The 22568-nt window shown below is 65.4% G+C and carries 22 protein-coding genes; 9 read left to right on the top strand and 13 right to left on the bottom strand.

Annotated features, from left to right (window positions below; all coding sequences use genetic code 11):
* Nucleotides 1-53: 53 nt before the first annotated feature.
* Together IEV62_RS11750 and IEV62_RS11745 are read left to right on the top strand one after the other, a co-directional pair.
* On the top strand, nucleotides 54-407 hold the full coding sequence (locus IEV62_RS11750; protein ID WP_229733069.1) for an endonuclease domain-containing protein: 354 nt from the start codon (nucleotides 54-56) through the stop codon (nucleotides 405-407).
* Entirely contained in the window at nucleotides 407-1513 is a 1107-nt protein-coding gene (locus IEV62_RS11745) for an ATP phosphoribosyltransferase regulatory subunit (RefSeq protein WP_188447672.1), read from the top strand. Before IEV62_RS11750 ends, IEV62_RS11745 begins: the two co-directional genes overlap by 1 nt.
* Before the next feature lie 2 nt (nucleotides 1514-1515).
* Here IEV62_RS11745 and IEV62_RS11740 read toward each other — a convergent pair whose 3' ends face one another.
* Entirely contained in the window at nucleotides 1516-2214 is a 699-nt protein-coding gene (locus IEV62_RS11740; RefSeq protein WP_373868588.1) for an alpha/beta hydrolase, read from the bottom strand.
* The gene (locus IEV62_RS11735) at nucleotides 2208-2429 is read right to left on the bottom strand and encodes a hypothetical protein (RefSeq protein ID WP_188447669.1); all 222 of its coding nucleotides are present in this window, start codon (nucleotides 2427-2429) and stop codon (nucleotides 2208-2210) included. The genes IEV62_RS11740 and IEV62_RS11735 overlap by 7 nt, the downstream gene beginning before the upstream one ends.
* A gap of 150 nt (nucleotides 2430-2579) precedes the next feature.
* Here IEV62_RS11735 and IEV62_RS11730 point away from each other — a divergent pair, with 150 nt between their 5' ends.
* Both IEV62_RS11730 and IEV62_RS11725 read left to right on the top strand, forming a co-directional pair.
* Nucleotides 2580-3869 carry an adenylosuccinate synthase gene (locus IEV62_RS11730; protein ID WP_188447667.1) on the top strand — a complete coding sequence of 430 codons (1290 nt, stop codon included), beginning with the start codon at nucleotides 2580-2582 and terminating at the stop codon, nucleotides 3867-3869.
* Entirely contained in the window at nucleotides 3869-4222 is a 354-nt protein-coding gene (locus tag IEV62_RS11725) for a hypothetical protein (RefSeq protein ID WP_188447665.1), read from the top strand. Before IEV62_RS11730 ends, IEV62_RS11725 begins: the two co-directional genes overlap by 1 nt.
* 101 nt (nucleotides 4223-4323) lie before the next feature.
* On the opposite strand, the gene aroC is transcribed toward IEV62_RS11725, so the two are convergent.
* The 9 genes from aroC to ku all read right to left on the bottom strand — a co-directional run bounded on the left by aroC (nucleotide 4324) and on the right by ku (nucleotide 15923).
* Entirely contained in the window at nucleotides 4324-5391 is a 1068-nt protein-coding gene (gene aroC, locus IEV62_RS11720) for a chorismate synthase (RefSeq protein WP_188447663.1), read from the bottom strand.
* The gene (locus tag IEV62_RS11715; RefSeq protein WP_188447661.1) at nucleotides 5388-5804 is read right to left on the bottom strand and encodes an endonuclease domain-containing protein; all 417 of its coding nucleotides are present in this window, start codon (nucleotides 5802-5804) and stop codon (nucleotides 5388-5390) included. The genes aroC and IEV62_RS11715 overlap by 4 nt, the downstream gene beginning before the upstream one ends.
* A gap of 66 nt (nucleotides 5805-5870) precedes the next feature.
* Nucleotides 5871-6674 (bottom strand): enoyl-ACP reductase FabI, encoded by an 804-nt coding sequence (gene fabI / locus IEV62_RS11710; protein ID WP_308510952.1) that lies wholly within the window; start codon nucleotides 6672-6674, stop codon nucleotides 5871-5873.
* Nucleotides 6671-7630 carry a YihY/virulence factor BrkB family protein gene (locus tag IEV62_RS11705; RefSeq protein ID WP_188447657.1) on the bottom strand — a complete coding sequence of 320 codons (960 nt, stop codon included), beginning with the start codon at nucleotides 7628-7630 and terminating at the stop codon, nucleotides 6671-6673. Before IEV62_RS11705 ends, fabI begins: the two co-directional genes overlap by 4 nt.
* A gap of 22 nt (nucleotides 7631-7652) precedes the next feature.
* The gene (locus tag IEV62_RS11700; RefSeq protein ID WP_188447655.1) at nucleotides 7653-8573 is read right to left on the bottom strand and encodes a DnaJ C-terminal domain-containing protein; all 921 of its coding nucleotides are present in this window, start codon (nucleotides 8571-8573) and stop codon (nucleotides 7653-7655) included.
* Nucleotides 8574-8972: 399 nt separating this feature from the next.
* The gene (locus tag IEV62_RS11695; RefSeq protein ID WP_188447653.1) at nucleotides 8973-9863 is read right to left on the bottom strand and encodes a transglutaminase family protein; all 891 of its coding nucleotides are present in this window, start codon (nucleotides 9861-9863) and stop codon (nucleotides 8973-8975) included.
* A 127-nt stretch (nucleotides 9864-9990) separates the two neighbouring features.
* Entirely contained in the window at nucleotides 9991-12462 is a 2472-nt protein-coding gene (locus IEV62_RS11690) for a circularly permuted type 2 ATP-grasp protein (RefSeq protein ID WP_188447651.1), read from the bottom strand.
* A 73-nt stretch (nucleotides 12463-12535) separates the two neighbouring features.
* A complete protein-coding gene (gene ligD, locus IEV62_RS11685) occupies nucleotides 12536-15061 on the bottom strand; it encodes a DNA ligase D (RefSeq protein ID WP_188447649.1) in 2526 nt (841 codons plus the stop codon).
* A complete protein-coding gene (gene ku / locus IEV62_RS11680; protein WP_188447647.1) occupies nucleotides 15054-15923 on the bottom strand; it encodes a non-homologous end joining protein Ku in 870 nt (289 codons plus the stop codon). The genes ligD and ku overlap by 8 nt, the downstream gene beginning before the upstream one ends.
* Before the next feature lie 109 nt (nucleotides 15924-16032).
* On the opposite strand from ku, the gene pdxH reads away from it, so the two are divergent.
* The 3 genes from pdxH to IEV62_RS11665 are packed head-to-tail and all read left to right on the top strand — an operon-like array spanning nucleotide 16033 to nucleotide 18379.
* A complete protein-coding gene (pdxH, locus tag IEV62_RS11675) occupies nucleotides 16033-16611 on the top strand; it encodes a pyridoxamine 5'-phosphate oxidase (RefSeq protein WP_188447645.1) in 579 nt (192 codons plus the stop codon).
* The gene (locus tag IEV62_RS11670; RefSeq protein WP_188447643.1) at nucleotides 16608-17552 is read left to right on the top strand and encodes a cation diffusion facilitator family transporter; all 945 of its coding nucleotides are present in this window, start codon (nucleotides 16608-16610) and stop codon (nucleotides 17550-17552) included. Before pdxH ends, IEV62_RS11670 begins: the two co-directional genes overlap by 4 nt.
* Nucleotides 17549-18379: a PhzF family phenazine biosynthesis protein gene (locus IEV62_RS11665; protein WP_188447641.1), complete on the top strand. Its 831-nt coding sequence runs from the start codon at nucleotides 17549-17551 to the stop codon at nucleotides 18377-18379. Before IEV62_RS11670 ends, IEV62_RS11665 begins: the two co-directional genes overlap by 4 nt.
* 17 nt (nucleotides 18380-18396) lie before the next feature.
* On the opposite strand, the gene IEV62_RS11660 is transcribed toward IEV62_RS11665, so the two are convergent.
* The gene (locus IEV62_RS11660) at nucleotides 18397-20376 is read right to left on the bottom strand and encodes a putative bifunctional diguanylate cyclase/phosphodiesterase (protein WP_188447639.1); all 1980 of its coding nucleotides are present in this window, start codon (nucleotides 20374-20376) and stop codon (nucleotides 18397-18399) included.
* A gap of 147 nt (nucleotides 20377-20523) precedes the next feature.
* A complete protein-coding gene (mnmA, locus tag IEV62_RS11655; RefSeq protein WP_188447637.1) occupies nucleotides 20524-21633 on the bottom strand; it encodes a tRNA 2-thiouridine(34) synthase MnmA in 1110 nt (369 codons plus the stop codon).
* A gap of 112 nt (nucleotides 21634-21745) precedes the next feature.
* Between mnmA and IEV62_RS11650 the strand changes: the two genes are divergently transcribed.
* On the top strand, nucleotides 21746-21985 hold the full coding sequence (locus IEV62_RS11650) for a hypothetical protein (RefSeq protein ID WP_188447635.1): 240 nt from the start codon (nucleotides 21746-21748) through the stop codon (nucleotides 21983-21985).
* 108 nt (nucleotides 21986-22093) lie between these two features.
* Entirely contained in the window at nucleotides 22094-22393 is a 300-nt protein-coding gene (sciP, locus tag IEV62_RS11645; RefSeq protein WP_188447633.1) for a CtrA inhibitor SciP, read from the top strand.
* The last annotated feature ends 175 nt before the right edge of the window (nucleotides 22394-22568 follow it).

Below are 22568 nucleotides of genomic sequence, written 5' to 3'. Positions count from 1 at the left end.
GGAGAGGGGCCGTGCCGTAAACCAATAAAGAGTTGCTAGCGCGTGCTAAATCCATGCGCAGCAACCCGACGCCCGCTGAAGCGCGGCTCTGGTACAACCTCCGCGCCAAGCGCTTTGAAGCGGTAAAGTTCAATCACCAAGTCGTCATCTACCCCTATATCGCCGACTTCGTCGCGCGCTCGCGAAAGTTCGTAATCGAGGTTGACGGCGACACGCACTCGCACGACGGAGCCTATGATGGCCGCCGCACCGCGTGGCTGGAAAACCAAGGGTATCGCGTGATCCGCTTCTCCAATGCCGACGTGATGGGAAACCTCGAAGGCGTGCTTGAAACAATCAGCGTCGCGCTCGGTACTGCCCCTCTCCCCGGCCCTCTCCCCGAAGGGGAGAGGGAGAAGGAAGTATAATGACCACCGCCCTCCTCCCCACCGGTTTCCGCGACCGGCTCCCGCCCTTTGCCGATGCCGCCGCGCGCCTTGAACAGGCGGTGCTCGGCACGGCCTATGCCCATGGCTATGAACGCGCCGACCCGGCGCTGGCCGAATTCGAGGCCGGGCTCGCCGGTCGACTGAAGGCCGCGCGCGCGCAGGATGCGGTGCGCTTCGTCGATCCGGTCAGCCAGGCGACGCTGGCGATCCGCCCCGACATGACCGCGCAGATCGGGCGCATCGCCGCGACGCGCATGGCGCACCACCCGCGCCCGGTGCGGCTTTCCTATGCCGGCCCCGTGCTCAAACTGCGCGCCTCGCAACTTTCGCCGAATCGCGAAATGCGCCAGATCGGCTGCGAGTTGATCGGCCTCGACACCGTTGCCGCGGCGCGCGAGATCGTCGAGGTTGTGGTGGCGGCGCTGACCGCAGCGGGCGTCGCCGATGTGTCGATCGACTTTACGCTCCCTGATTTGATCGACGTGCTGGCAAGCGGTCCCTTCCCGGTCGATGCGGTGCGAATTGATGCCTTGCGCGACCGCCTCGACGCCAAGGATGCAGGCGGAGTCGCCGCGATCGCACCCGCCTATCTCCCGCTGATCGCCGCCGCCGGACCGTTCTTCGAGGCGCATGACCGGCTGTGCGCGTTCGACGCGGGCGGGGCGCTGACGTCGCGGCTCGAAGCTTTGTGGCAGATCGCTGACGGGTTAAAAGGCCGCGTCGCGCTCACGCTCGATCCGACCGAGCGGCACGGCTTCGAATATCAAAGCTGGCTCGGCTTCTCGATCTTTGCCGGGGGTTTACGCGGTGAGATCGGGCGGGGCGGCACCTATACGATCCTGCACGAGGATGGCGCGGAGGAGGCAGCGGTGGGCTTCTCGCTCTACGCCGACGCCATTGTCGCGGCCGGCCTCGCCGACACCGACCGCCGCCGCCTGTTCGTGCCGCTCGGTACCGATCCGGCGGTGACGGCGCGGATGCGCGGCGAAGGGTGGGTCACGGTCGCGGCACTAGAGGCTGGCGATACGCCCGCCGCGCAGCTCTGCACGCACGTGCTGGCCGACGGCGAAGCGCGGGCGCTTTAAGGCTACCGCGCGAAGCGGCGCTTCAGATACGCATCGACTAGGGCCGTTGCGGGATAATCGGGTTCGCCGAGCTTGCGGTTGATTTCCATGTGGCCGCGTAGCCCCTTGCCCTCGACTGCCTTCACCTCGGCTAGCGTGCCTGCCGCGCGCAGGGCCGCGCCGAGCGCGATCGATTGCACCGTCCCATCCTCGCGCGCGATGTGGAGGATCAGGAAATCCGGGGCGTTGGGTGCGGCGACCTGAAAGGTCGGCGACAGCGCCTTTTGCCGCGCGACATCGTTGCCGAACGCCTGGACATAGGTGTCGTGCATGAAATTGCCGCCCTCGGCGATCTGGCGCGGCACGTCATACGCCGCGCCGTCGAGCAGGATCACGCCGCGCACCGCGTCGGGATTCAGGCCCGCCTTGGCGAAGTAGCGCGGATCGGTGCCGACCAACGCCGCCAGATGCGCACCGGCGCTATGCCCCATCAGCACGACGCGATTGGGGTCGAACCCCAGCGTCGCCGCCTGCGCGCGCAGCGCCGCGACCGCATCGGCGATGTCCTGCGCTTGCTGTTCGACGGTTGCGGCGGGCACGAGCCGGTAATCGATCGAAGCGAACGCATAACCTGCTACGAGCGAATGCGCGACCTTGGCCGCACCGGTGGCGTTCGACTTGTCGCCGCGCTTCCATCCGCCGCCGTGGACGAAGATCACCACGGGCGCGTCCGGCCCTTTGGCACGCCAGAAATTGAGATGCTGGAGCGGATCGGCCCCATAAGCGATGTCGATCTTGCCGGGCGCGGGCGTTCCTGCGACCGCCCCTCCATGCGCTGCGCCATCCGCTGCGCCAGACGTTCGCGCAACGTCTGCCCAGCCTCGACCGGGGTGAAAGCGATGGCGGCGACGAGCACGGGCAACAGCAAGCGGATCATGGCGCGGTCCCTCGATCGTTACGCGTTTCGCTATCGCGCAGGGCGAAACCGGGTCAATCGATCAAGTGTAACAGAGTGTAGGGGGTGGACGCTTGCGCCCGCGCTACCTAGGGAAAGGCCGATTTCCGGCACACCCTGAAAGGTGGACATTTGGCCAACGTAGCAGTGATTGGTGCCCAATGGGGCGATGAAGGCAAGGGCAAGATCGTCGACTGGCTCGCCGAGCGCGCCGATGTCGTGGTGCGCTTTCAGGGCGGGCACAATGCCGGGCATACGCTCGTCGTTGGCGAAAAGGTTTATAAGCTCTCCCTGCTCCCCTCGGGCATCGTGCGCGGCACGCCGTCGGTGATCGGCAATGGCGTCGTGCTCGATCCGTGGGCGCTGAAGGCCGAGGTCGAGAAATTGCGCGGGCAAGGCGTGACGATCACGCCCGAGACGCTGATGGTATCCGACACCTGCGCGCTGATCCTTCCCTTCCACCGCGACCTCGATTCGCTGCGCGAAGATGCGAGTGGTGCTGGCAAGATCGGGACGACGCGGCGCGGGATCGGTCCGGCCTATGAAGACAAGGTCGGCCGGCGCGCGATCCGCGTGTGCGACCTTGCGCACCTCGACGCGCTCGGGCCGCAGCTCGACCGTCTTACCGCGCATCACGACGCACTGCGCGCCGGTTTCGGCGAACCGCCGGTCGATCGCGCAGCGCTGCTCGCCGAACTGCGCGAAATCGCGCCGTTCGTCTTGCCCTTTGTCAAACCGACGTGGCGCGATCTCAACGCCTTGCGCGCGCGCGGGCGGCGGATCCTGTTCGAAGGCGCGCAGGGCGTGTTGCTCGACGTCGATCATGGGACGTATCCGTTCGTCACCTCGTCGAACACAATTTCGGGCACCGCAGCAGGCGGCTCCGGCCTCGGCCCCAGCGCGGTCGGCTTCGTGCTGGGCATCGCCAAGGCCTATACGACCCGCGTTGGCTCGGGGCCGTTCCCGACCGAGCTAGAAGATGCGACCGGCGAACGGCTCGGCGAGCGCGGGCATGAATTCGGCACGGTCACCGGGCGCAAGCGGCGCTGTGGCTGGTTCGATGCGGTGCTGGTGCGGCAATCGGCGGCGGTCGGCGGCATCACCGGCATCGCGCTGACCAAGATCGACGTGCTCGACGGGTTTGACGAGGTCCGGATCTGCACCGGCTATACGTTGCGCGGCGAAACGCTCGATTATTTCCCTGCCCATGCCGCCGATCAGGCCGAAGTCGTGCCGGTCTATGAGTCGATGCCCGGCTGGCAGGAAACGACGGCGGGCGCGCGCAGTTGGGCCGATCTCCCTGCCCAGGCGATCAAATACATCCGCCGGATCGAGGAGCTGATCCGCTGCCCGGTCGCGCTGGTCTCGACCAGCCCGGAACGCGAAGACACGATCCTGGTACGCGATCCCTTCGCCGACTGATGCGAAAAGCCCCGGCCCTGCGCGTGCAGGACCGGGGCGATTTTCGGTTCGACCGCGCCGATTACATCGGCTTTTTGTACTTCTTCTTGGTCGGCGTCGTGGCCGGGTCGCTTGGCGTCTGGGTCGTCATCGTCGAATCGGTCGGTGACGGAGTCGGCGCGGCCATCGGCTCGGGTGTCATCGTCGGCTGCGGGATCGTGCTCGGCGGCACGTCGGTCGTCGTCGGGGTAGAGGTCTGCGGCGCCGGCATGGTTTGCGGCTCACTGGGCGCGGGCGCCGTGGTTTGCGCAAGTGCTGCGGTAGAAAAGGTGGCGGCGGCAAGGCCGGCCAGAAGTGCGATACGCATGGAATAGGGTCCTTTCGGTGTCATGACCATCGAAGAGGTCGACCGTAATAACGCTCCACCGATAGTGCGGTCGCTCCCTTTATCCCTATGCGAGAACGGCTTGCCCGATTACCCGATTTGCCCGCGATGCAGCAGCTTATGGTCGGCCAGCACCAAGGCGACCATCGCCGCGACGACTGGCGCGCCACGAATGCCGACGCACGGATCGTGCCGGCCCTTGGTCAGTATCTCGGTTGCAGCGCCGCTACGGTCGATCGTCTCGACCGGGGTTAGGATCGACGAGGTCGGCTTGAACGCGACGCGCAACGTGATCGGTTGGCCCGTTGCGATGCCGCCGGCTATGCCACCGGCGTGATTGGCGAGGAATTCGGGACCATCGGTACCCGGGCGCATCGGATCGGCATTGTCTTCGCCGCGCAGCATCGCCGCGCCGAAGCCATCACCGATCTCGACGCCCTTGACCGCGTTGATCCCCATGCACGCCGCCGCCAGATCGGCATCGAGCTTGGCATAAAGCGGCGCGCCCCATCCCGCGGGCACGCCCGTGGCCGAACAGCCAATCACTGCGCCGAGCGAGGACCCCGCCTTGCGTGCGGCGTCGACCAACCTCTCCCAGCGCGCGGCGGCGGCAGGATCGGGGCAGAAGAAGGGGTTGCGGTCGATCTCGGTCGCATCGAAATTGGCCGGGTCGATCGCATCGCCGCCGATCGCCTCGACCCACGCCGTGATCGTCACCTCGGGGATCACCAGCCGCGCCACCGCGCCCGCCGCAACGCGCGACGCCGTCTCGCGCGCCGAGGAGCGCCCGCCACCGCGATAATCGCGGAAACCGTATTTGGCGTCATAGGCGTAATCGGCATGGCCGGGGCGATAGGCCTTGGCGACCTCCGAATAATCCTTCGAGCGTTGATCGACATTCTCGATCATCAGGCTGATCGGTGTGCCGGTGGTCTTGCCTTCGAACACGCCCGACAGGATGCGGACCTGATCCGGCTCCTGCCGCTGCGTGGTGAAGCGTGAAGTACCGGGGCGGCGCTGATCGAGGAACGGCTGGATGTCAGCCTCGCTGATTGCGATCCCCGGCGGACAGCCGTCCACAACCGCGCCGATCGCGGGCCCGTGCGATTCGCCCCAGGTGGTGAAGCGGAAGAGATGGCCGAAGGTGTTGAAACTCAAAACCCCTCTCCCCCATGGGGGAGAGGGAGGGGCCCATGCGCAGCATGGGAGGGTGAGGGCGTGAGCGCAGCGCGGATCGCGGCGGCGACCCCCTCCACATTTCCCGTCACTTCGGCATTGCCAAAACGCAGCACGCGATATCCCTCACCTTCAAGAAATGCGGTTCGACGCGCATCATAGGCCTCCGAAACGGCGTGCGTATCGCCATCAAGTTCGACCACAAGCCGCGCCGCCTGACATACGAAATCGCCGAAGAACGGCCCGAGACGTTGCTGGCGACGGAACTTGTGGCCGTCAAGCGCACCGCCACGGAGCACCGACCAGAGTTTGCTCTCAGCGGGGGTTGAATTCCGCCGCAAATCGCGTGCGCGATCGATCGTCCCATCACCGACTTTGTAGCGCGAATTCGCCACTGCCCCTCACCCTTCCCACGCCTGCGGCGCGGGCCCCTTCCCTCTCCCCCTTGGGGAGAGGGAGCTTTACGCCAGCGCGATATCCGGCGCGTCCTCGGCCTTCATGCCGATCACGTGATAGCCTGCGTCGACATGATGCGTCTCGCCCGTCACGCCGCTCGACAGGTCGCTGAGCAGATACAACCCCGCGCCGCCGACATCCTCGATCGTCACGTTGCGCTTGAGCGGGGAGTTCAGCTCATTCCACTTCAGGATCAGGCGGAAATCGCCGATGCCGGAGGCGGCCAGCGTCTTGATCGGCCCGGCCGAGATCGCATTGACGCGAATCTTGTCGCGACCGAGATCGACCGCGAGATATTGCACGCTCGTCTCGAGCGCGGCCTTGGCCACGCCCATGACATTGTAATGCGGGATGACCTTTTCGGCGCCATAATAGCTGAGCGTCAGCAACGCGCCGCCATTGGGCATCATCGCGGCGGCGCGCTTGCACACCGCGACGAACGAATAGACCGAGACGTTCATCGTCATCAGGAAATTGTCGAGGCTGGTGTCGACATAACCGCCGCGCAGCTCGTTCTTGTCGGAAAAGCCGATCGCGTGGACGACGAAATCGATCGTCGGCCATTCCTTCGCCAGATCGGCGAAGGTCGCATCGAGCGCGGCCATGTCCGACACGTCACAATCGAACAACCGCGCGACGCCGAGTTGCTCGGCGAGCGGGCGCACGCGCTTCTCCATCGCCTCGCCCTGATAGCTGAACGCCAGTTCGGCCCCCGCTTCGCTCAGCTTCTTGGCAATGCCCCAGGCGAGTGAACGATCGTTGGCGAGGCCCATGATCAGCCCGCGTTTGCCTGCCATCAATTCCATCACGCGCTCGTCGCCTCCGTCAGTTTCCGCGCGGTCTCTACCCTTGGTTCGGGGGGTTCCGCCAGTGCCGCGTTCAAATGCGCACCAAAGACGATGCCCAGACCCACCAGAAAGAAAAAGAGCAGCGCCACAATCACCCCCGCCAGGCTGCCATAGGTCAGGCTGTAATCGGAGAGCGATGACAGGATGATCGGCAACAGCGCGGTGATCGACACCCACCATGCGGCGGTGAACAGCGCGCCGGGCCATTTCGGACATTTGCTCATGCGATATTTCGACGGCGTGACCGAAAAGAACAGCATGTACAAGGCGATGAACATCACCAGACCCGGCACGATCCGCGACAGGCCGACCCACATTGCGAGATCTTGGGCGAACGGCAGAAGCGCGTAAATAAAACGTTCGACCGCTGTCATCACACCCTGCACCAGGAAGGACAGCAAGGCGACCACGACCGACACAATGATGACGAGCATCGAGCTCAAGCGGTAATGCCAAAATGGCTTGCTCGACGTGACGCCGTAAGCGCGGCGGAAGATGTCGCGGATCGTCTCGACGAAACTGCCGACCGACCACAAAGCGACGAGCCCGCCGATCCACAGCAAAGACCCGGTGCGCGCCGCCAGCACGTCATGAATCGGCTTTTCGAGCAAATCGCCGACATTAGGCGGCAGGACGTGGAGGAAGGACGCGACCGCGCGCTGCGTCTCGGCGCTTTGGCCGAGCAAGGACGCGATCGCGGCGGCCAGGATGAAAAAGGGAAACACCGTCAGCAACGCCAGATAGGCGAGGTTCCCGGCATGGATGAAGCCGTCCGAGAACACCCCGATGATGACGCGCCGCAGCACCCGCCACGCCCGGGTCGCCGGACGTGCGGCGGGTGGCACGTCTTCGGGCTTGACCCCGGCTTCGCCATGCGCGGCGCGCTCCTCGGGCGAGACGGGGGAAATATGACTCATCGCCGCAGGCTCCTTACGGAGCTCAGACGCCCAGCCCGCCGCGCGGGTTCCGCAAATCCTTGTCTTTCCAGCCCGTTACGAATTCGATCAGCGCATCGTCATCGACCGGCAGATCGACCATCAGCGTCACCAATTGATCGCCGCGCGTGCCGTCCTTGCGGTGGAAGCCGCGCCCGCGCAGCCGCAGCGTCTTGCCCGAGGTGGAGCCCTTGGGCACCGTCAGCATCACCGCGCCCTCAGGCGTCGGCACGCGCACGCTCGCGCCCAGCACGGCTTCTGACAGGCTGATCGGCAAATCGAGCCGGACATCGTCGCCCGCCCGTTCGAAGAAGCGGTGCGGCAGGACGGTGAGCGTGACGATGCCGTCGCCATTGCCGCCCGGCCCCGGCTGGCCCTTGCCGGTGAGGCGCATCTGTGCGCCGCTTTCAAGGCCTGCGGGCAGCTTGAGGTCGATCGTCTTGCCGTCGCCGAGCGTGATCCGCTGCGGCTTGGAGGTCACCGCATCGACGAACGGCACGTCGAGCTTGTAGAGGATGTTGCCACCCTTTTCGCGGGCCCGCCCGAAGCCGCCGGCGAACCCGCCGCGGCCCCCGCTCGAAAACATGTTTTCGAAGATGTCGCTGAGATCGGGGCCATCGGCCTGAAACCCGCCGCCGCCGGGGCCGGGGCGGAAGCCGCCGGGATTGCCGCCCCCGCCGCCGAAGCCGAAGGGCGACGCCGGATTGCCGTCGCCGTCGATCTCGCCCCGGTCGAAGCGCGCGCGTTTGTCCTTGTCGTTGAGCAGATCATAGGCGTTGGTCACCGCACTGAAGCGGTCGCTCGCCTTGGGATTGTCCTTGTTCTTGTCGGGATGCAGCTCCTTGGCGAGCTTGCGATACGCCTTCTTGATCTCCGCTTCGGTCGCGGTGCGGGCGACGCCCAATGTCGTATACGGATCGGCCACGTTGTACCCCAATGTCCTGCGCCGCCTATTTGGGGGATCGCGCGGCGGAGTGCAACGCGGGGGTGTGCGATAGGCGTGTTATATTTGTGATACGCGTAAAGTCACAAAGGTTAGGCGATTTGCGGTTGTTGCGGGTCGGGCGGCGGCGGGTATGATCGGGCTCGGCGAACGACTGATGCGAGACGATACCATAGGGCTGGCCACGTAGGACAGACGGCAGGTTGCGGCCGATAGCGGACATCGAACGCCCCCCACGTTCGTCGCCCCGGCCTCGTGCCGGGGTCCACGTATCCGGAAGAAAGCCGTCTCGAACTTCGGGCGGTGCGCCTGCCGCACAGTGGACCCCGGCACAAGGCCGGGGTGACGGAGCGGAAGCTTACCATCCACTTCCAGCCTCCCCTACCCCACCATCTCCAGCACCGGCGCGACGTCCACGCTGACGTCCATCTTCTGCGCGCTCGAACCCAGCACGACCCCGTCGATCGGCGCGATTTCGCCATAATCGCGGCCGATCGCCATGACGATATGGTCGCCCGCCATCCAGATGCCGTTGGTCGGATCGACGCCGACCCAGCCGAGCTCGGCGCCGCACCATAGCAACACCCAGGCGTGCGTCGCATCCGCCCCGACCAGCCGCGCCTGCCCCGGCGGTGGGATCGTGCGGATATAGCCCGAGGCATAGGCCGCCGGCAGCCCTGCCGCGCGCAGGCCCGTGATCATGATCTGCGCGAAATCCTGACACACCCCGCCGCGCTTCATGAACGCTTCGTGCGGGGGCGTGTCGACCAAGGTCGCGGCGGGATCGAACGCGAAATCGTTCTGAATGCGCTGCGCCAGCGCGATCGCGGCATCGAGCGCGGGCCGATCGGACTGCAAATCCTGCGCACACCATTCGGCAATATCGCGGTCAAGCGGGATCAGCGGCGAGGGGAAGAGGTAATTGGCCGGGCCAGCGGGCGACGGATCGCGACTGGCGCGCGCGGCGGCGGCGATTTCGGCGAGCGCCCGAGAGCCGTTGGCGGGCATCGGCACGGGGCGATCGACCGCGATCCGCGAGACGCTTTCGATGGTCAGGTGGCGAACGGGCTCATCCACCACCATGCGCATGACGTTGGCGAGCCCCGCTTCCGCGCGCGCCGGGGAGACGCGGCCCGAGGGGGAGATGGTGAGGCGATAGTCGAGCAGATCCTGCCCCGACCAATGGATCGGCTTCAGGCGCAGGTTGCAGCGCGCGAATTTGACGTTCGCGCCATAATCGAAGCGCGTGATGTGGCGGATTTCGTAGATCATGGGCACACACTCATCGTCACCCCGGACTTGATCCGGGGCCCATCGGGTAGCACGCACCACGGCCGCTGCGAGCGCGGCACGATGGGCCCCGGGTCAAGCCCGGGGTGACGGCGATGGCAGGTGGTCTTCAAGCCAAGACCATCCCGCCCGCGCGGAGCGGCTCCGCGCCCTGCAGAAAATACCGCCGCGCGACCGCCTCCGATAATTGGAACAGCCGCCGTTCCACATCGCCCAGCACATCGGCATCGAGCGTCGCCGCCGTCGCGGTCGAGACGATTGCGGTCAGCACGCTGCCCTGCGCCTGTTGCGGCTCCTCCATCCCGTCATCTTCAAGCACGGGCAAGGCCGCGAGATGCTCGCAAATCCGGCAGATCTGGAACGCGAGCGAGCGCGGATTGCCGGGGTCGAGCGCGACGAGATCGACCACGGGGACGCGCGCGATACCGGTCAGATAACGCTGGCGATAGCTGATCTGGCTGTCGGCCAAATCGAGCAAGGTGGAGAGATCATCAAGGCTCGCCTGCGCCATGCCGAAGGCGCGGACCGCGCGCGTCACGGTCTGCGCGCGTTCCAGTCGGCGGCCGAGATCGTGGAAGCGCCACGCAGCGGTGCGGCCCATATGTTCGGCCGAGAGCCCGGAGAGCGCGGCATAGCGCCGCTGCAACGACCCGGCGCGTTCGAGCATGACGCCTTTGACCGGATAGGGCGCATCGAGCAGCCGGACGAAATCCGCCGCGAGCCGGTCGCGCGAGCCTTGCCCGATGCCGCGCGCGAGGCGGTTGATCGCGCGGACGCTGTGCCGCTCGCCATCTTCCATCGCGGTGCGCGCGAACGCCGACAAATCGGCCCGGCGCAGCGATGGCGGATGCGGCGCACCGCCGGCATTGACCACCAGCCCGACCAGCCCCCCGACCGTTTCCGACGCCAGCGCCGCGCCCGCATCGGCGTCGATCGAATTGCCGAGCATCACGCGGATGACGCCGAGCAGCGCCTCGCCGCGTTCGAGATAGCGCCCGAGCCAGAAAAAATTGTCGGCGACGCGGCTGGGCAGCGTGCCGGGGTTGCGCCGGACATGCACCGTATCGGCGGGGGGCAGCAGCGACATTGGCGCGACATGCTCGCCGCCGTGGACGACGACATCGGCCGACCAGCACCCCTCACCCATCACCGATGCGCGCGGATCGGGATGTTCGGCGATGCGCGCGAAGCCGCCGGGCAGCACCGTCCAAGCGCCGTCGCTGCCGCGCGCCGCGAACACGCGCAAGGTGAAGGGCCGCGCGGCGAGGCCGGTGTCGGTCACGACCGGCATGGTCGAGAGGCGGACGATTTCCTGCCCGACATAATCCTGCGGGCGGCGCGTCATGTCGTCGAGCAAGGCAGCGCGGGCCGGGCCGGTGATATCCACGCCGGGCAATGCGATCCCGTCGGGCAGGCCGAGCGGGGCGACGCCGAACGCAGGGCCGATCAGCAAATGGTCGAAATCGGCGATCACGCTGGCGCACGCCTGATCCTGACCGCACCACCAGGTGGCGATATTGGGCAGGATCAGATCCTCGCCCGTCTCGCGCACGCAGATCCGCGGCAGGAACGCGCCGAACGCCGCCGATTCAAGCACGCCCGCGCCCGGCACATTGGCAATCACGACGTTCCCCGCCGCCGCCGCATCGATCAGCCCCGCGACGCCGATCTGCGAATGCGAATCGAAGGCGAGCGGATCGAGCAAGCGCGGGTCGACGCGGTGCCACAGCGCATCGATCCGCTTGAGCCCGCCGATCGTGCGGACATAGAGCTTGTCCTCCAATGCGGCGAGATCCGCCCCCTCGACCAGCAGGAAGCCGAGATAGCGCGCGAGATGCGCCTGTTCGGCATAGCTTGCCGAATAACGCCCCGGCGTCAGCAGCCCGATGCGCGGCTCGACCCGGCGGCAGGCGGCGGCGAGGCCATCGCGAAACGCCGCGAAAAAGGCCGCGTGACGCTGCACGTTGAGCCGCGCCTGCAACCCGCCCAGCGTTCGCGCGATCGCGAGGCGGTTTTCGAGCGCATAGCCGGCACCTGCCGGGCTGCGCAGATGATCCGCCAGCACGCGCCATTCGCCATCGGGCCCGCGCCCGAGATCGACTGCGATGAATTGCAAATGATGCCCGCCCGGCGGCACCAGCCCCGCCATCGGCCGCAGGAAGAACGGCGACCCGCCAACCAGCGCCGCCGGGATCAGCCCGCGCGCGACCAATGTCGCATCACCGTAGAGATCGGCAATGATGCTTTCGAGCAGATCGGCGCGCTGTACGATCCCCGCCGCGATCGTGCGCCATTCCTCCGCCGGGATCATCAGCGGGATCGGCGATAGCGGCCAGGGGCGCTCTTCGCTTTCCCCGATGATGCGGAAACCCGTGCCAATATCCTCGGCATGGCGCTGCACGCGGTCGCGCGCGAGACCGAGATCGTCGCCCGCGACCGCCGCGAGTTCTTCGAACATGATGCTCCACGCCGGATCGTCGCTCAGCACGTCGCCGCGCGCGGTGCGCGCGCGATACTCGGCGATCCAGCGCGCGGCGTGCGTCGCGTGGTCGAGCAACGAGGGGGCGATAGCGGTTGCCATTCGAATATTTCAGTCCCCGCGAGCGTGCGGGCGACATGGCCACAATCGCTTCGCAGGCGCAACCGTGGAAATGTCAGAGATCGGGCAGGACCTGATCGGCCACGCCCCACCCGGCAAGATCGCGTGAGGCGGCGCGCGCGATCAGTTCGGCGGCATCGCGCACGCTCCAGCGCCCAGCGGTCTCGATCTCGCGCAGTTCGCTCCACGACACCGGGGCCGCGACCGGAGCGCCGGGGCGGGCGCGCGCGACATACGGTAGCACCGCGGTGCTGCCACGCTGGTTGCGCAGCCAATCGATGAAGATGCGACCCTTGCGCTTGGCCTTGGACATCGTCGCGACGAAGCGATCGGGCTCGACCTCGCCCAGCGCGCGGGCAAAGCGATCGGCGAAATCCTTGACCGCGGGCCATTCCGCCTTGGGGGTGAGCGGCACGACGACGTGCACACCCTTCCCGCCCGACAGCAGCGCGAAGCTGACCAGGCCGAGTTCGGCGAGATGCTCCTTCAGATCGACTGCCGCTTTCTTCACCACGTCGAAGCCGAGCTCTTCATCGGGGTCGAGATCGAACACCATCCGGTCGGGTTGTTCGAGGGTTTCGACGGACGAGCCCCAGCCGTGAAATTCGATCGTGCCCATTTGCACGCACGCGACGAGGCCATCGGCATCGTCAACGTAGAGATAGTCTTCGCTCGACCCGTCCTTCTCTCGGATCGGTACCTTGTGGACGTGGTCGCCCTGAAAGCTTCCCGCGTCGTGCTTCTGGAAGAAGCACGCCTTTGCGCGGCCTTGTGGGCAGCGCACCAGGCTGATCGGGCGGTTGCCCGCCCAGGGCAGCATGATGCCCGACACCGCCGCATAATAATCGGCGAGTTCGCCCTTGGTGATGTTCGATTCGGGGAAGATCACGCGGTCGCGGCTGCTGACCTTGATGTGGATTTCAGGCGCGTCGAGCGCGACGGGGGTTTCGGCGACGACTTCGCCGGCCGCTTTGTCCTCGCGCAGGCCGAGAAAGCTCGAATGGCGCAGCACGCCGTCAGGAGTTGTCTCGGCATAAGCCACTTCGGCGACGAGCTTTGGGCTTACCCAATGCGCGCCCCTGACTGCCGCGCGCGGGGCGGTGACGGTCGGGGTCTTGCGTTCGATTTTCGCAAGCCGCGCCTGAAGGTCGAGCATCGTCGCGGTGTCGAAGCCTGTGCCGACCTTGCCGGCATAGCGAAGTCCGTCGGGGCCGTTCAGGCCAAGCAATAGTGCCGCGAAGCCGCGCGATTTCGTGCTGGGCGTCCAGCCGACGATCACGAATTCCTGCCGGTGCGTGCATTTGATCTTGAGCCACGCTTGCGTGCGCTTGCCGCGATAGGGGGCATCGGCGCGCTTCGAGACGACTCCTTCATACCCTTCGCGGCACATCGTCTCGAACAGTTGCCCGCCTTGGCCGATGATGTGGTCGGAATATTGGATGCGCGGGTCCTTACCGTCGATCAGCGGGGCGAGCCGTTCCTTCCGCGCGAGGTTGGCGAGGCCGGTCAGATCCTCGCTGTCGAGCTGAAGGAGGTCGAAGGCGAAGAAGGTCATGTCGCCGCCGTTGGCGATCGCGTTCTTCAGCGTCGAGAAATCGGGCTTGCCGTCCTTGAAGGCGACGATCTCGCCGTCGATCAGCGCGGATTTGACGGCGAGTTTCGCGGCGGCGTCGGCGATGGCCTGGAACTTTTCGGTCCAGTCGAGGCCGGAGCGGGTGAAGACCGTCGCCTTGCCGTTGGCGACCGCGATCTGCGCGCGGTAGCCGTCATATTTGACCTCGTGGAGCCATTGGCTGCCGGTGGGGACGGAGTCGACCAGCGTGCAGAGTTGGGGTTCTTGAAATCCTCCCCCGGGGACCGGGAGAGGGGGACCACCAGCCTTCTTCAGGCTGGTGGTGGAGGGGGCTGGCCGCGAGCGCCGCGCTGCCGGCCCGCCCCCTCCACCATCTGCTGAAAAAGCAGATGGTCCCCCTTCCCGTGCCGGGGAGGATTTGGGTTTCGCTCCCTCCGCGATCTCCACCATCGTCCGCCCGGTCGAGACACTCGTCAGCCCGGTCTCGACCAGCGTATCGGTTCCGCCGCTTTCTGCATCCTCGACCTTGCGGAGCAACCAATTCTCGCCTTTTTCTTTCCCGCGCGGTTTGAGGCGGATCAGGATCCACTCGCCCTTCATCCGCTCGCCATCGAGCACGAAATGGAGGTGGCCTTTCTCGATATCCTTTGCGCTCTTGCCCTCGATCGGCGACCAAGTGCCGCTGTCCCACAGCATCACCGTGCCGCCGCCATATTCGCCCGCCGGGATCGTTCCTTCGAAATCGGCATAGGACATCGGATGGTCCTCGGTCCGCACCGCGAGCCGCTTCTGGTCGGGATCTATGCTCGGTCCGCGCGTGACCGCCCAGCTTTTCAGCACGCCATCGACCTCGATACGGAAGTCCCAGTGCAGGCGGCTGGCGTCGTGTTTCTGCACGATGAAGCGGTTGCCGTGACCGGGCTCCAACGTGCCTGCGGGTTCCGCCGTCTTCGCGAAGTCGCGTTTCGCATTGTACTTGGCGAGCGGGTCGGTGGTCGTGTTAGGCACGCTTCTTCGCCGGTGCGCGCTTTGCGGGAGCCTTCTTCGCAGGCGCCTTTTCCTCCGCTTTTGCGGGCGCCGCCGCACCCATCGATTTCTTGAGCGCCGCCATTAGATCGACCACGTTCGACCCGCCCTTCTTCGGCGCGTCGTCCCCGGCATCCTCGATAATCTTGCCGCCCTTGGACTTGCGTTTGCGCTCGACCAGATCGCGCAGGGCATCGACATAGCGATCGTGGAAATCCTGCGGGTGGAACGCGCCGGTCTTCTTGGCGATCAGCGCCTCGGCCAGCTCCATCAGATCGTCGTCGGGCTTGTCGTCTGGGATGTCGCGGAAATAGCCTTGCGCCTTGTTGACTTCATCGGCGTAGCGCAGCGTTTCCAGCACCATGCCGCGCCCGCACGGCTTCAAGCTCACGACATATTCGCGCCCGCGCATCGCGAGCTGCCCAAGCCCGACCTTCTTGGTCCGCCGCAGCGCCTCGCGCAGCACGATGAACGCCTCTTCCGCCAAATCGTCGGCGGGCACGACGAAATAGGGTTTATCATAATAGAGCACGTCGATCTCGCTCGCATCGACGAACTGCGTCAATTCGAGCGTCTTCTTCGATTCGAGCTTCACTGCGTCGATTTCGTCCTGCCCGAGCAAGACGTACGAGCCCTTCTCATATTCGAAGCCCTTCATGATTTCTTCGGGATCGACCGGCCCGACCCCGGTAACGACCTTGTCGTAATGGATCGGCTTGCCCGAGGGTTCGTGGATCTGCTTGAAACTGATTTGCGCGCCCGATTTGGTCGCCGAATAGATCTCGACTGGGATCGACACCAAAGCGAGCCGAATCTGTCCTTGCCAATAGGCGCGTGCGGCCATGAATTTGTCCCTTTGTGCAGAAGGCGTCGTTGCGAAGCCGATTCAATCCGCGAACGGCGGAGTCGTTCCGTTGCTCGACAGCGAAGCCGCCGGATCGTAGAGCGGCGCGATGACCCAAGACCCCTTTGCCCTGTTCGATACCTGGTATGCCGAGGCCCGCGCGAGCGAACTCAACGACTCCAACGCGATGGCGTTGTCGACCGTCGACGCGCACGGCGTGGTGTCGTCGCGGATGGTGCTGCTGAAGGGGCATGGCGCGGACGGCTTCGTCTTCTATACCAACCGCGAAAGCCGCAAGGCGCGCGATCTGGTCGAGGGTGCATCGGTTGCCTTGCTGTTTCACTGGAAATCGCTGCGCCGCCAAATCCGGATCGAGGGGCGCGTCACGCGTGCGAGCGATGCCGAGAGCGACGCGTATTTCGCAAGCCGTAGCCGCGATTCGCGGCTTGGCGCCTGGGCCTCCGATCAATCGCGGCCGATGCCCGACCGCGCAACCTTCGAGGCGCGATTCGAGGCAATGCAAGCGAAGTTCGAGGGACAAGACGTCCCGCGCCCGCCGCATTGGGGCGGGTACCGGGTTACGCCCGCAGCAATCGAATTCTGGCAGGATCGCGCGCACCGCCTGCACGAGCGCCACCATTTCACCCGCTCCGGGAGCGGGTGGACCAGCGAGATGCTCTACCCATGACCGAGGACCAGCGCCGCGCGATCCCCTTTGCCACCCGCGCCGCGCTCGCCAGCGTGGCGATGGCGACGTTCCTGATCGCGCTCAAATCCTGGGCGGCATGGACGACGGAATCGGTCGCGATGCTCGGCAGCCTTGCCGATTCGGGACTCGATTTGCTCGCCAGTGCCGTCACGCTCTATGGCGTTCGCCTCGCCGCGACTCCGGCCGATCACGATCACCGCTTCGGCCACGGCAAGGCCGAATCGCTCGCGGCGCTGTTTCAGGTCATGCTGATCACCGCGTCGGCGGCAGGCATTGCGTGGCGCGCAATCCAGGCGTTGGGCAGCGATGCGCCGAAGCAAGGCGCGGAATTCGGCATCGGCGTGTCGCTGATCGCGATCCTCGCGACGGTGGTGCTGCTCGCCTATCAACGCAGCGTGATCCGCAAGACCGGGTCGGTCGCGATCGTCGCCGACAATGTCCATTATCAATCCGACGTGCTGCTCAACGGATCGGTGATCGTCGCTTTGGTGCTCGATCAATATTTCGGATGGCATGATGCGGACCCGATCTTCGGCATCGTCATCGCCGTGTGGCTGGCCTGGGGGGCGTTCCGCGCGTCGTCGAGCGCGATCGACCATTTGATGGACAAGGAATGGCCCGAGCAGCGCCGCGCCGAATTCATCGAAGTCGCCGCGCGCCAGCCCGGCATCAAGGGCATCCACGATTTCCGCACGCGGCATTCGGGCGCGCACGATTTCGCGCAATTCCACATGGAAGTCGCCGGCGACATCACCGTGGCGCAGGCGCATAAAGTGGTCGAAGGCGTCGAGCGCGCGCTGCACGCCGCCTTCCCCAAGGTCGAGGTGTTGATCCATCTCGACCCCGAAGGCCATGTCGATACCGACAATCCGCTGATCGAGGCGGACGTCACCCCCCCTTGGTTCGGGAAACGCGCATGAGATTGCCCATCGTCCAGATCGACGCCTTCGCCAGCAATCCATTCGAGGGCAATCCGGCGGCGGTGATGCCGCTTGCCGCATGGCTGGAGGACGATGTGCTGCAAGCGATCGCGGCGGAGAATAATCTCAGCGAGACCGCGTTCCTCGTGCCCGACGAAAGCGGCGCGAGCGATTTCGAATTGCGCTGGTTCACGCCGACCGCCGAGGTCGTGCTGTGCGGCCACGCCACGCTGGCGAGCGGGCATTTCGTCCTGTCGAGCGATCCCGAGCGCGATTCTGTCAGTTTCCGCACGCGCAAGGCGGGGCTCCTGTCGGTCACGCGCGTCGGTGACGGGTATGAGCTGGCGCTGCCCGCCTGGGGCCCCGAACCCAAGCCGCTGCCGCATATCGTCGCCGCGCTCGGCCTGGCATCGGCGGTCGAAACGCTGTGGCACCCGCATCGCTATGCGCTGATCGTGCTGGAAAATGCGGCGCAAATCCGCGCGCTCGACCCCGATTTCCGCGCGCTCGGCCGACCCTCCGCCGCGGACCCGGCAAGTGGCCACGATGCCGAGGTCGATGTGCTGACCATCGTAACGGCACCGGGTGACGAGACCGACGTCATCAGCCGCGTCTTCGCACCGGGTGCGGGGATCGACGAGGACCCGGTCACCGGTTCCGCCCACGCCGTGATGACGCCATACTGGGCTGCGCGCTTTGGCCGCGACAGCTTCACCGCGTATCAGGCGAGCGCACGCGGCGGGCATCTAACGTGCCGGCTTGCGGGCGATCGTGTGGTGCTCGGCGGCACATGCGTTACCGTGCTGGAGGGCACGTTCTTTCTATAGGGTCGGCGTGCCTCGGGTCAGGCAACCTTGCGCGGCCCCGCTGGATTGAACCGGGCCACTGGCGATGCGATCGGCTGTGCGGAGCGTTGCTCCCGCTCGCAGGCAAGCAGCGCCTGATCGGTCGTCAATGGGCGCGATAAAAAGTAGCCCTGCAGTTTTTGGACGCCGAGCGTGCACAACAGATCATGCTGCGCCGCACTTTCGACCATTTCGGCGGTGACCGGTGCACCGATTGCCTTGCAGAGATGCAACACGCCAACCAGCAAATCACGCGCGGACGGGCTTTCCATCAGCGAGGCGATCAGGCTGCCATCGAGCTTGATCCCGTCGAACTGCAGCTCCCGCAAATAGCCGATCGAGGCATAGCCTGCCCCGAAATCATCGAGCAAAATGCGGACACCGCCGCGTTGCAAGGCGCACAGCGCCAACCGTGCCGCCGCAAAATCGACGAGTAAGGCGGTTTCGGTGACTTCGATCGACAGACGCCCAGGGTCGAAGCCGTGTTCGCGCAGCACGGTCAGGATCTGATCTGCAATGCTCGGCGAATTCAGCTCGGCACCGCTCAGATTGAAGGACAGACCGATGTCCTCAGGCCAGGTTGCCGCCGCGGTCAGCGCCAGCGAGAGCAAAGGCAAGGTCATCGCGCGCGTTATCCCGGCCTGCTCTGCCAGCGGGATGAATTCCGCTGGAGAAATCACCCCAAGCGTCGGATGCGTCCAGCGGGCCAGCGCCTCGAACGCAATGATCCGGTCGGTTTTGGCATCGACGACCGGCTGATACTCCAGCACGATCAGCTCGTTCTCCGCCTGGATCGCGAGCGCTTGCTCGATCATCAGTCGACGGCGGCTGCGGGCTTCCATCGCAGGCGCGAACACACAGATTCCGCCGCCACGCGTGCGTTTCGCCTCATACATCGCAAGATCGGCGCGGTTGATGAGCGCCAATGTACTTTCGGGATCGACGCCATCATGCGCGATGCCGATCGACGCGCGCAATCGAAAGGCTTGTCCGCTCACAACAAAGGGCTGGTCGAAACTCTGGCCGAGTTGGGCAAGGCGCTCCTGCGCATCGCCAAAGTGTTCGACCCCGCGCAACAGGACGGCGAATTCGTCTCCGCCGAAGCGGGCGATCAGGGCGTCGCCGATGTTGAGGTTTTGGAATCGCTTTCCGGTCTCAACCAACAGCGCATCTCCGGTGTGATGGCCATATGTGTCGTTGATGATCTTGAAACCGTCGAGGTCGATGATCGCGATCGCCAAAGCCAGCGCGGGTCGTACCAAAGAGGCGTCGCGCAGTTCTTCAAGAAAGGCCCGGCGGTTGGCAAGGCCGGTCAACACGTCGCAATACGCCAGATCGCTCACCTTGAGCTTCTCGTCGGCGATGGCGCTGCGCGATTCAACCATGCGGCGCAGCTGGCGATACTGGCGGAAGGTCATGCCGACGACGAGCGGCGCGATCAGCACCATATTGGCACCCATGCTCGCCAGCATGAGGTTGCCGCTCAACAGCAAGGACAGCGAGACGGGAATGGTGCCCAGCGCAACGACAATATAGGCCGCCAACGGCAAGCTCGACAGGCAATTGGTCGTCGAAACGGTGCAAAGCGACGCGAACAGGGCAACATAGGTCCGCGCTTCGCCGCCGGAGCGCTGAATGATCTCGGTCCATATGCTCAGACCGATCGAGAGCAGGCTGGCCGCGGCGAGGGTTCCCGTCATCGCCGCGCGCTTTTGCGCGACGTTCGCATTGAGCGAGGCACCTCGCGACCGCCACAAGACGGTCAGGCGGATTACAATCACTCCGGCGACGGCGATCGGCACGCCATAGACGGCATTGCCGGCGTTTGGTGCCGATACGAAGGCCAAGAACCCCATGTTGATCAGTACCGCGAGATACATTGCTGGTATTTGCGATCGCAAGGTCCGGAATTGTTCGGCCACCAGCGCGTCGCTGGCTTTCCAGTGAACCAGACTATCGACAAAAGACTCACGGTTCATCGATGCGATCCCAACTGCGGGCCTGTCGGGCGCAAGCGCTAATCGATCCGGCACTTACCGTGTATCGACTACCGCCGCATCCGGGATCATCGGAATTCTACCTAAGGCAATGCTGACGGCTTCCACACGTTTAGCCAGATCGACGGCTCAGGAAACCGTCGCCGCCACGCCCGCAGTTTCTTCGATCCATCCGCCGCCGAGCACGCGATCGCCACCATACAGCACCGTGGCCTGACCCGGCGCAACGCCATATTCGGCTGCATCGAACCGCACGTTTTCGCCATCGAACCGTGCCGCCACCGGCTTTGCGAGCGAACGGACCTTCGCCGTCACAGGCCCCTGATACGCCCTGCCCAGCCAATTGACTCCGCTTAAGCGCGCTGCGCCGACCGCCAGCGCGGCCTTCGGCCCGACCACAACCTGTTTGGTCGCAGCCTCCAGCCGGATGACGTAAAGCGGTTCGGGCGTCCCGCCGATCTCCAGCCCGCGCCGCTGCCCGACGGTGAAGTGGATGAGCCCGCGATGTCGGCCAAGCACATGGCCGGTTTCATCGACGATCTCGCCGCTGGTATCGGCATCGGGCCGCAATTTCTTAACGAGCGAGGCATAGTCGCCATCGGGCACGAAACAGATGTCCTGGCTGTCGGGCTTGCCGGCGACGCCCAGGCCCAATTCCGCCGCCAGTTCGCGCACGCGCGGCTTGGGCAAGCTGCCGAGCGGAAAGCGCAGATAATCGAGCTGGGTCTGCGTTGTCGCGAACAGGAAGTAACTCTGGTCGCGCGCCGGATCGGCGGCGCGGTGCAGTTCCGCCCCCTCCGGCCCGATCACGCGGCGGACGTAGTGGCCCGTCGCCAGGCAATCCGCGCCGAGATCGCGCGCGGCGGCGAGCAGGTCGGTGAATTTTGGACCCATATTGCACTGGATGCACGGGATCGGCGTGCGCCCGGCGAGATACTCGTCGGCAAAGCGGTCGATCACCGATTCGCGGAAGCGCGATTCATGATCGAACACATAATGGGCGATGCCCAGACGATCACACACTGCGCGCGCATCACGAATGTCACGTCCGGCACAGCACGATCCGGCGCGCCCCACCGCTTCGCCATGATCGTAGAGTTGCAGCGTGATGCCGATCGTCTCCGCGCCGGTGCGCGCGGCAAGGGCTGCCACCACGGACGAATCGACCCCGCCCGACATCGCCACGACGATCCGCTTGGCCGCAAGATCCGGCCCCAATTGAAAATCCACGTCATCCATCGCCACGCAGATAGGCACTCGCGCGGGTGGATGCAAAAATCGCGGGTGCTTTACCCGACCTTTAGGACCTTGCCCGTACACCGCTGTTTCGCCCTCAATCGGAAGCGACCGTGTGGACCTGAGTTTTTCCCGTTTCGAAGCCGATGTGACGGTGGTCGCGCTGCCGCCGGATCTCGCCGTGCTGATGGTCGGTGTCGCGGCGCGTCAAGCGGCGAGCCCGACCGCGATGATGCAAGCGAATTTGGCGGCAGCGGACCCGATCCCCGATCGCTTCGCCCCGGTCCATGGTGCGTTCAACCATGGCGTTGCGCGCTTACTTGCCCCGGCAAACGCCAGTGATTGGGAAACGTAGATATGAAGGCGCTGTTTACCGAGCCGCTTTAGCTGACGTTCAAGTCCTTACGCTAATCGCCGTTAATGAGATGGAGGGGGCCCCCGCCCCGACACGAGGTTTGCAAGAATGATCGAAAACCAGAAAATTCGCCCCGCCAAGGTGATCGGACCGCTCGGAGAGCCGCTGACGCTCGACACGCTCCCGCCGCCGGAGACGACGCGCTGGGTCGTGCGGCGCAAGGCTGAGGTCGTCGCCGCCGTAAATGGCGGGCTGCTGTCGGTCGATGAAGTGTGCGAACGCTATAATCTGACGGTTGAGGAATTCGCCGGCTGGCAGCGCGCGATCGATCGGTCGGGTATGCCCGGGCTACGCGTGACCCGCATCCAGCACTACAAATCGTTGTACGAGCGCCAGCAAAAATACTGAGCGCCGCTAGGGGGTTAGCGTTACGGATCGGTCGGCCCGCTGCTCTCATGAGCGGCGGGCCGAAATCGTTTCGGCGCGTAGGCGCAGATCCTTCCAAACCGCCCCCGGAACAAAAAACCCGACTCGAGAGTCTTGTCCCCCGTATCCCGGATGCACCGGGCAAATGGAGGGTAAG

Source organism: Sphingomonas psychrolutea (assembly GCF_014636175.1).
GTDB lineage: Bacteria > Pseudomonadota > Alphaproteobacteria > Sphingomonadales > Sphingomonadaceae > Sphingomonas > Sphingomonas psychrolutea.
Note: the sequence above shows the minus strand (reverse complement) of the source record. Positions and strands in the feature narration are given on the sequence as shown.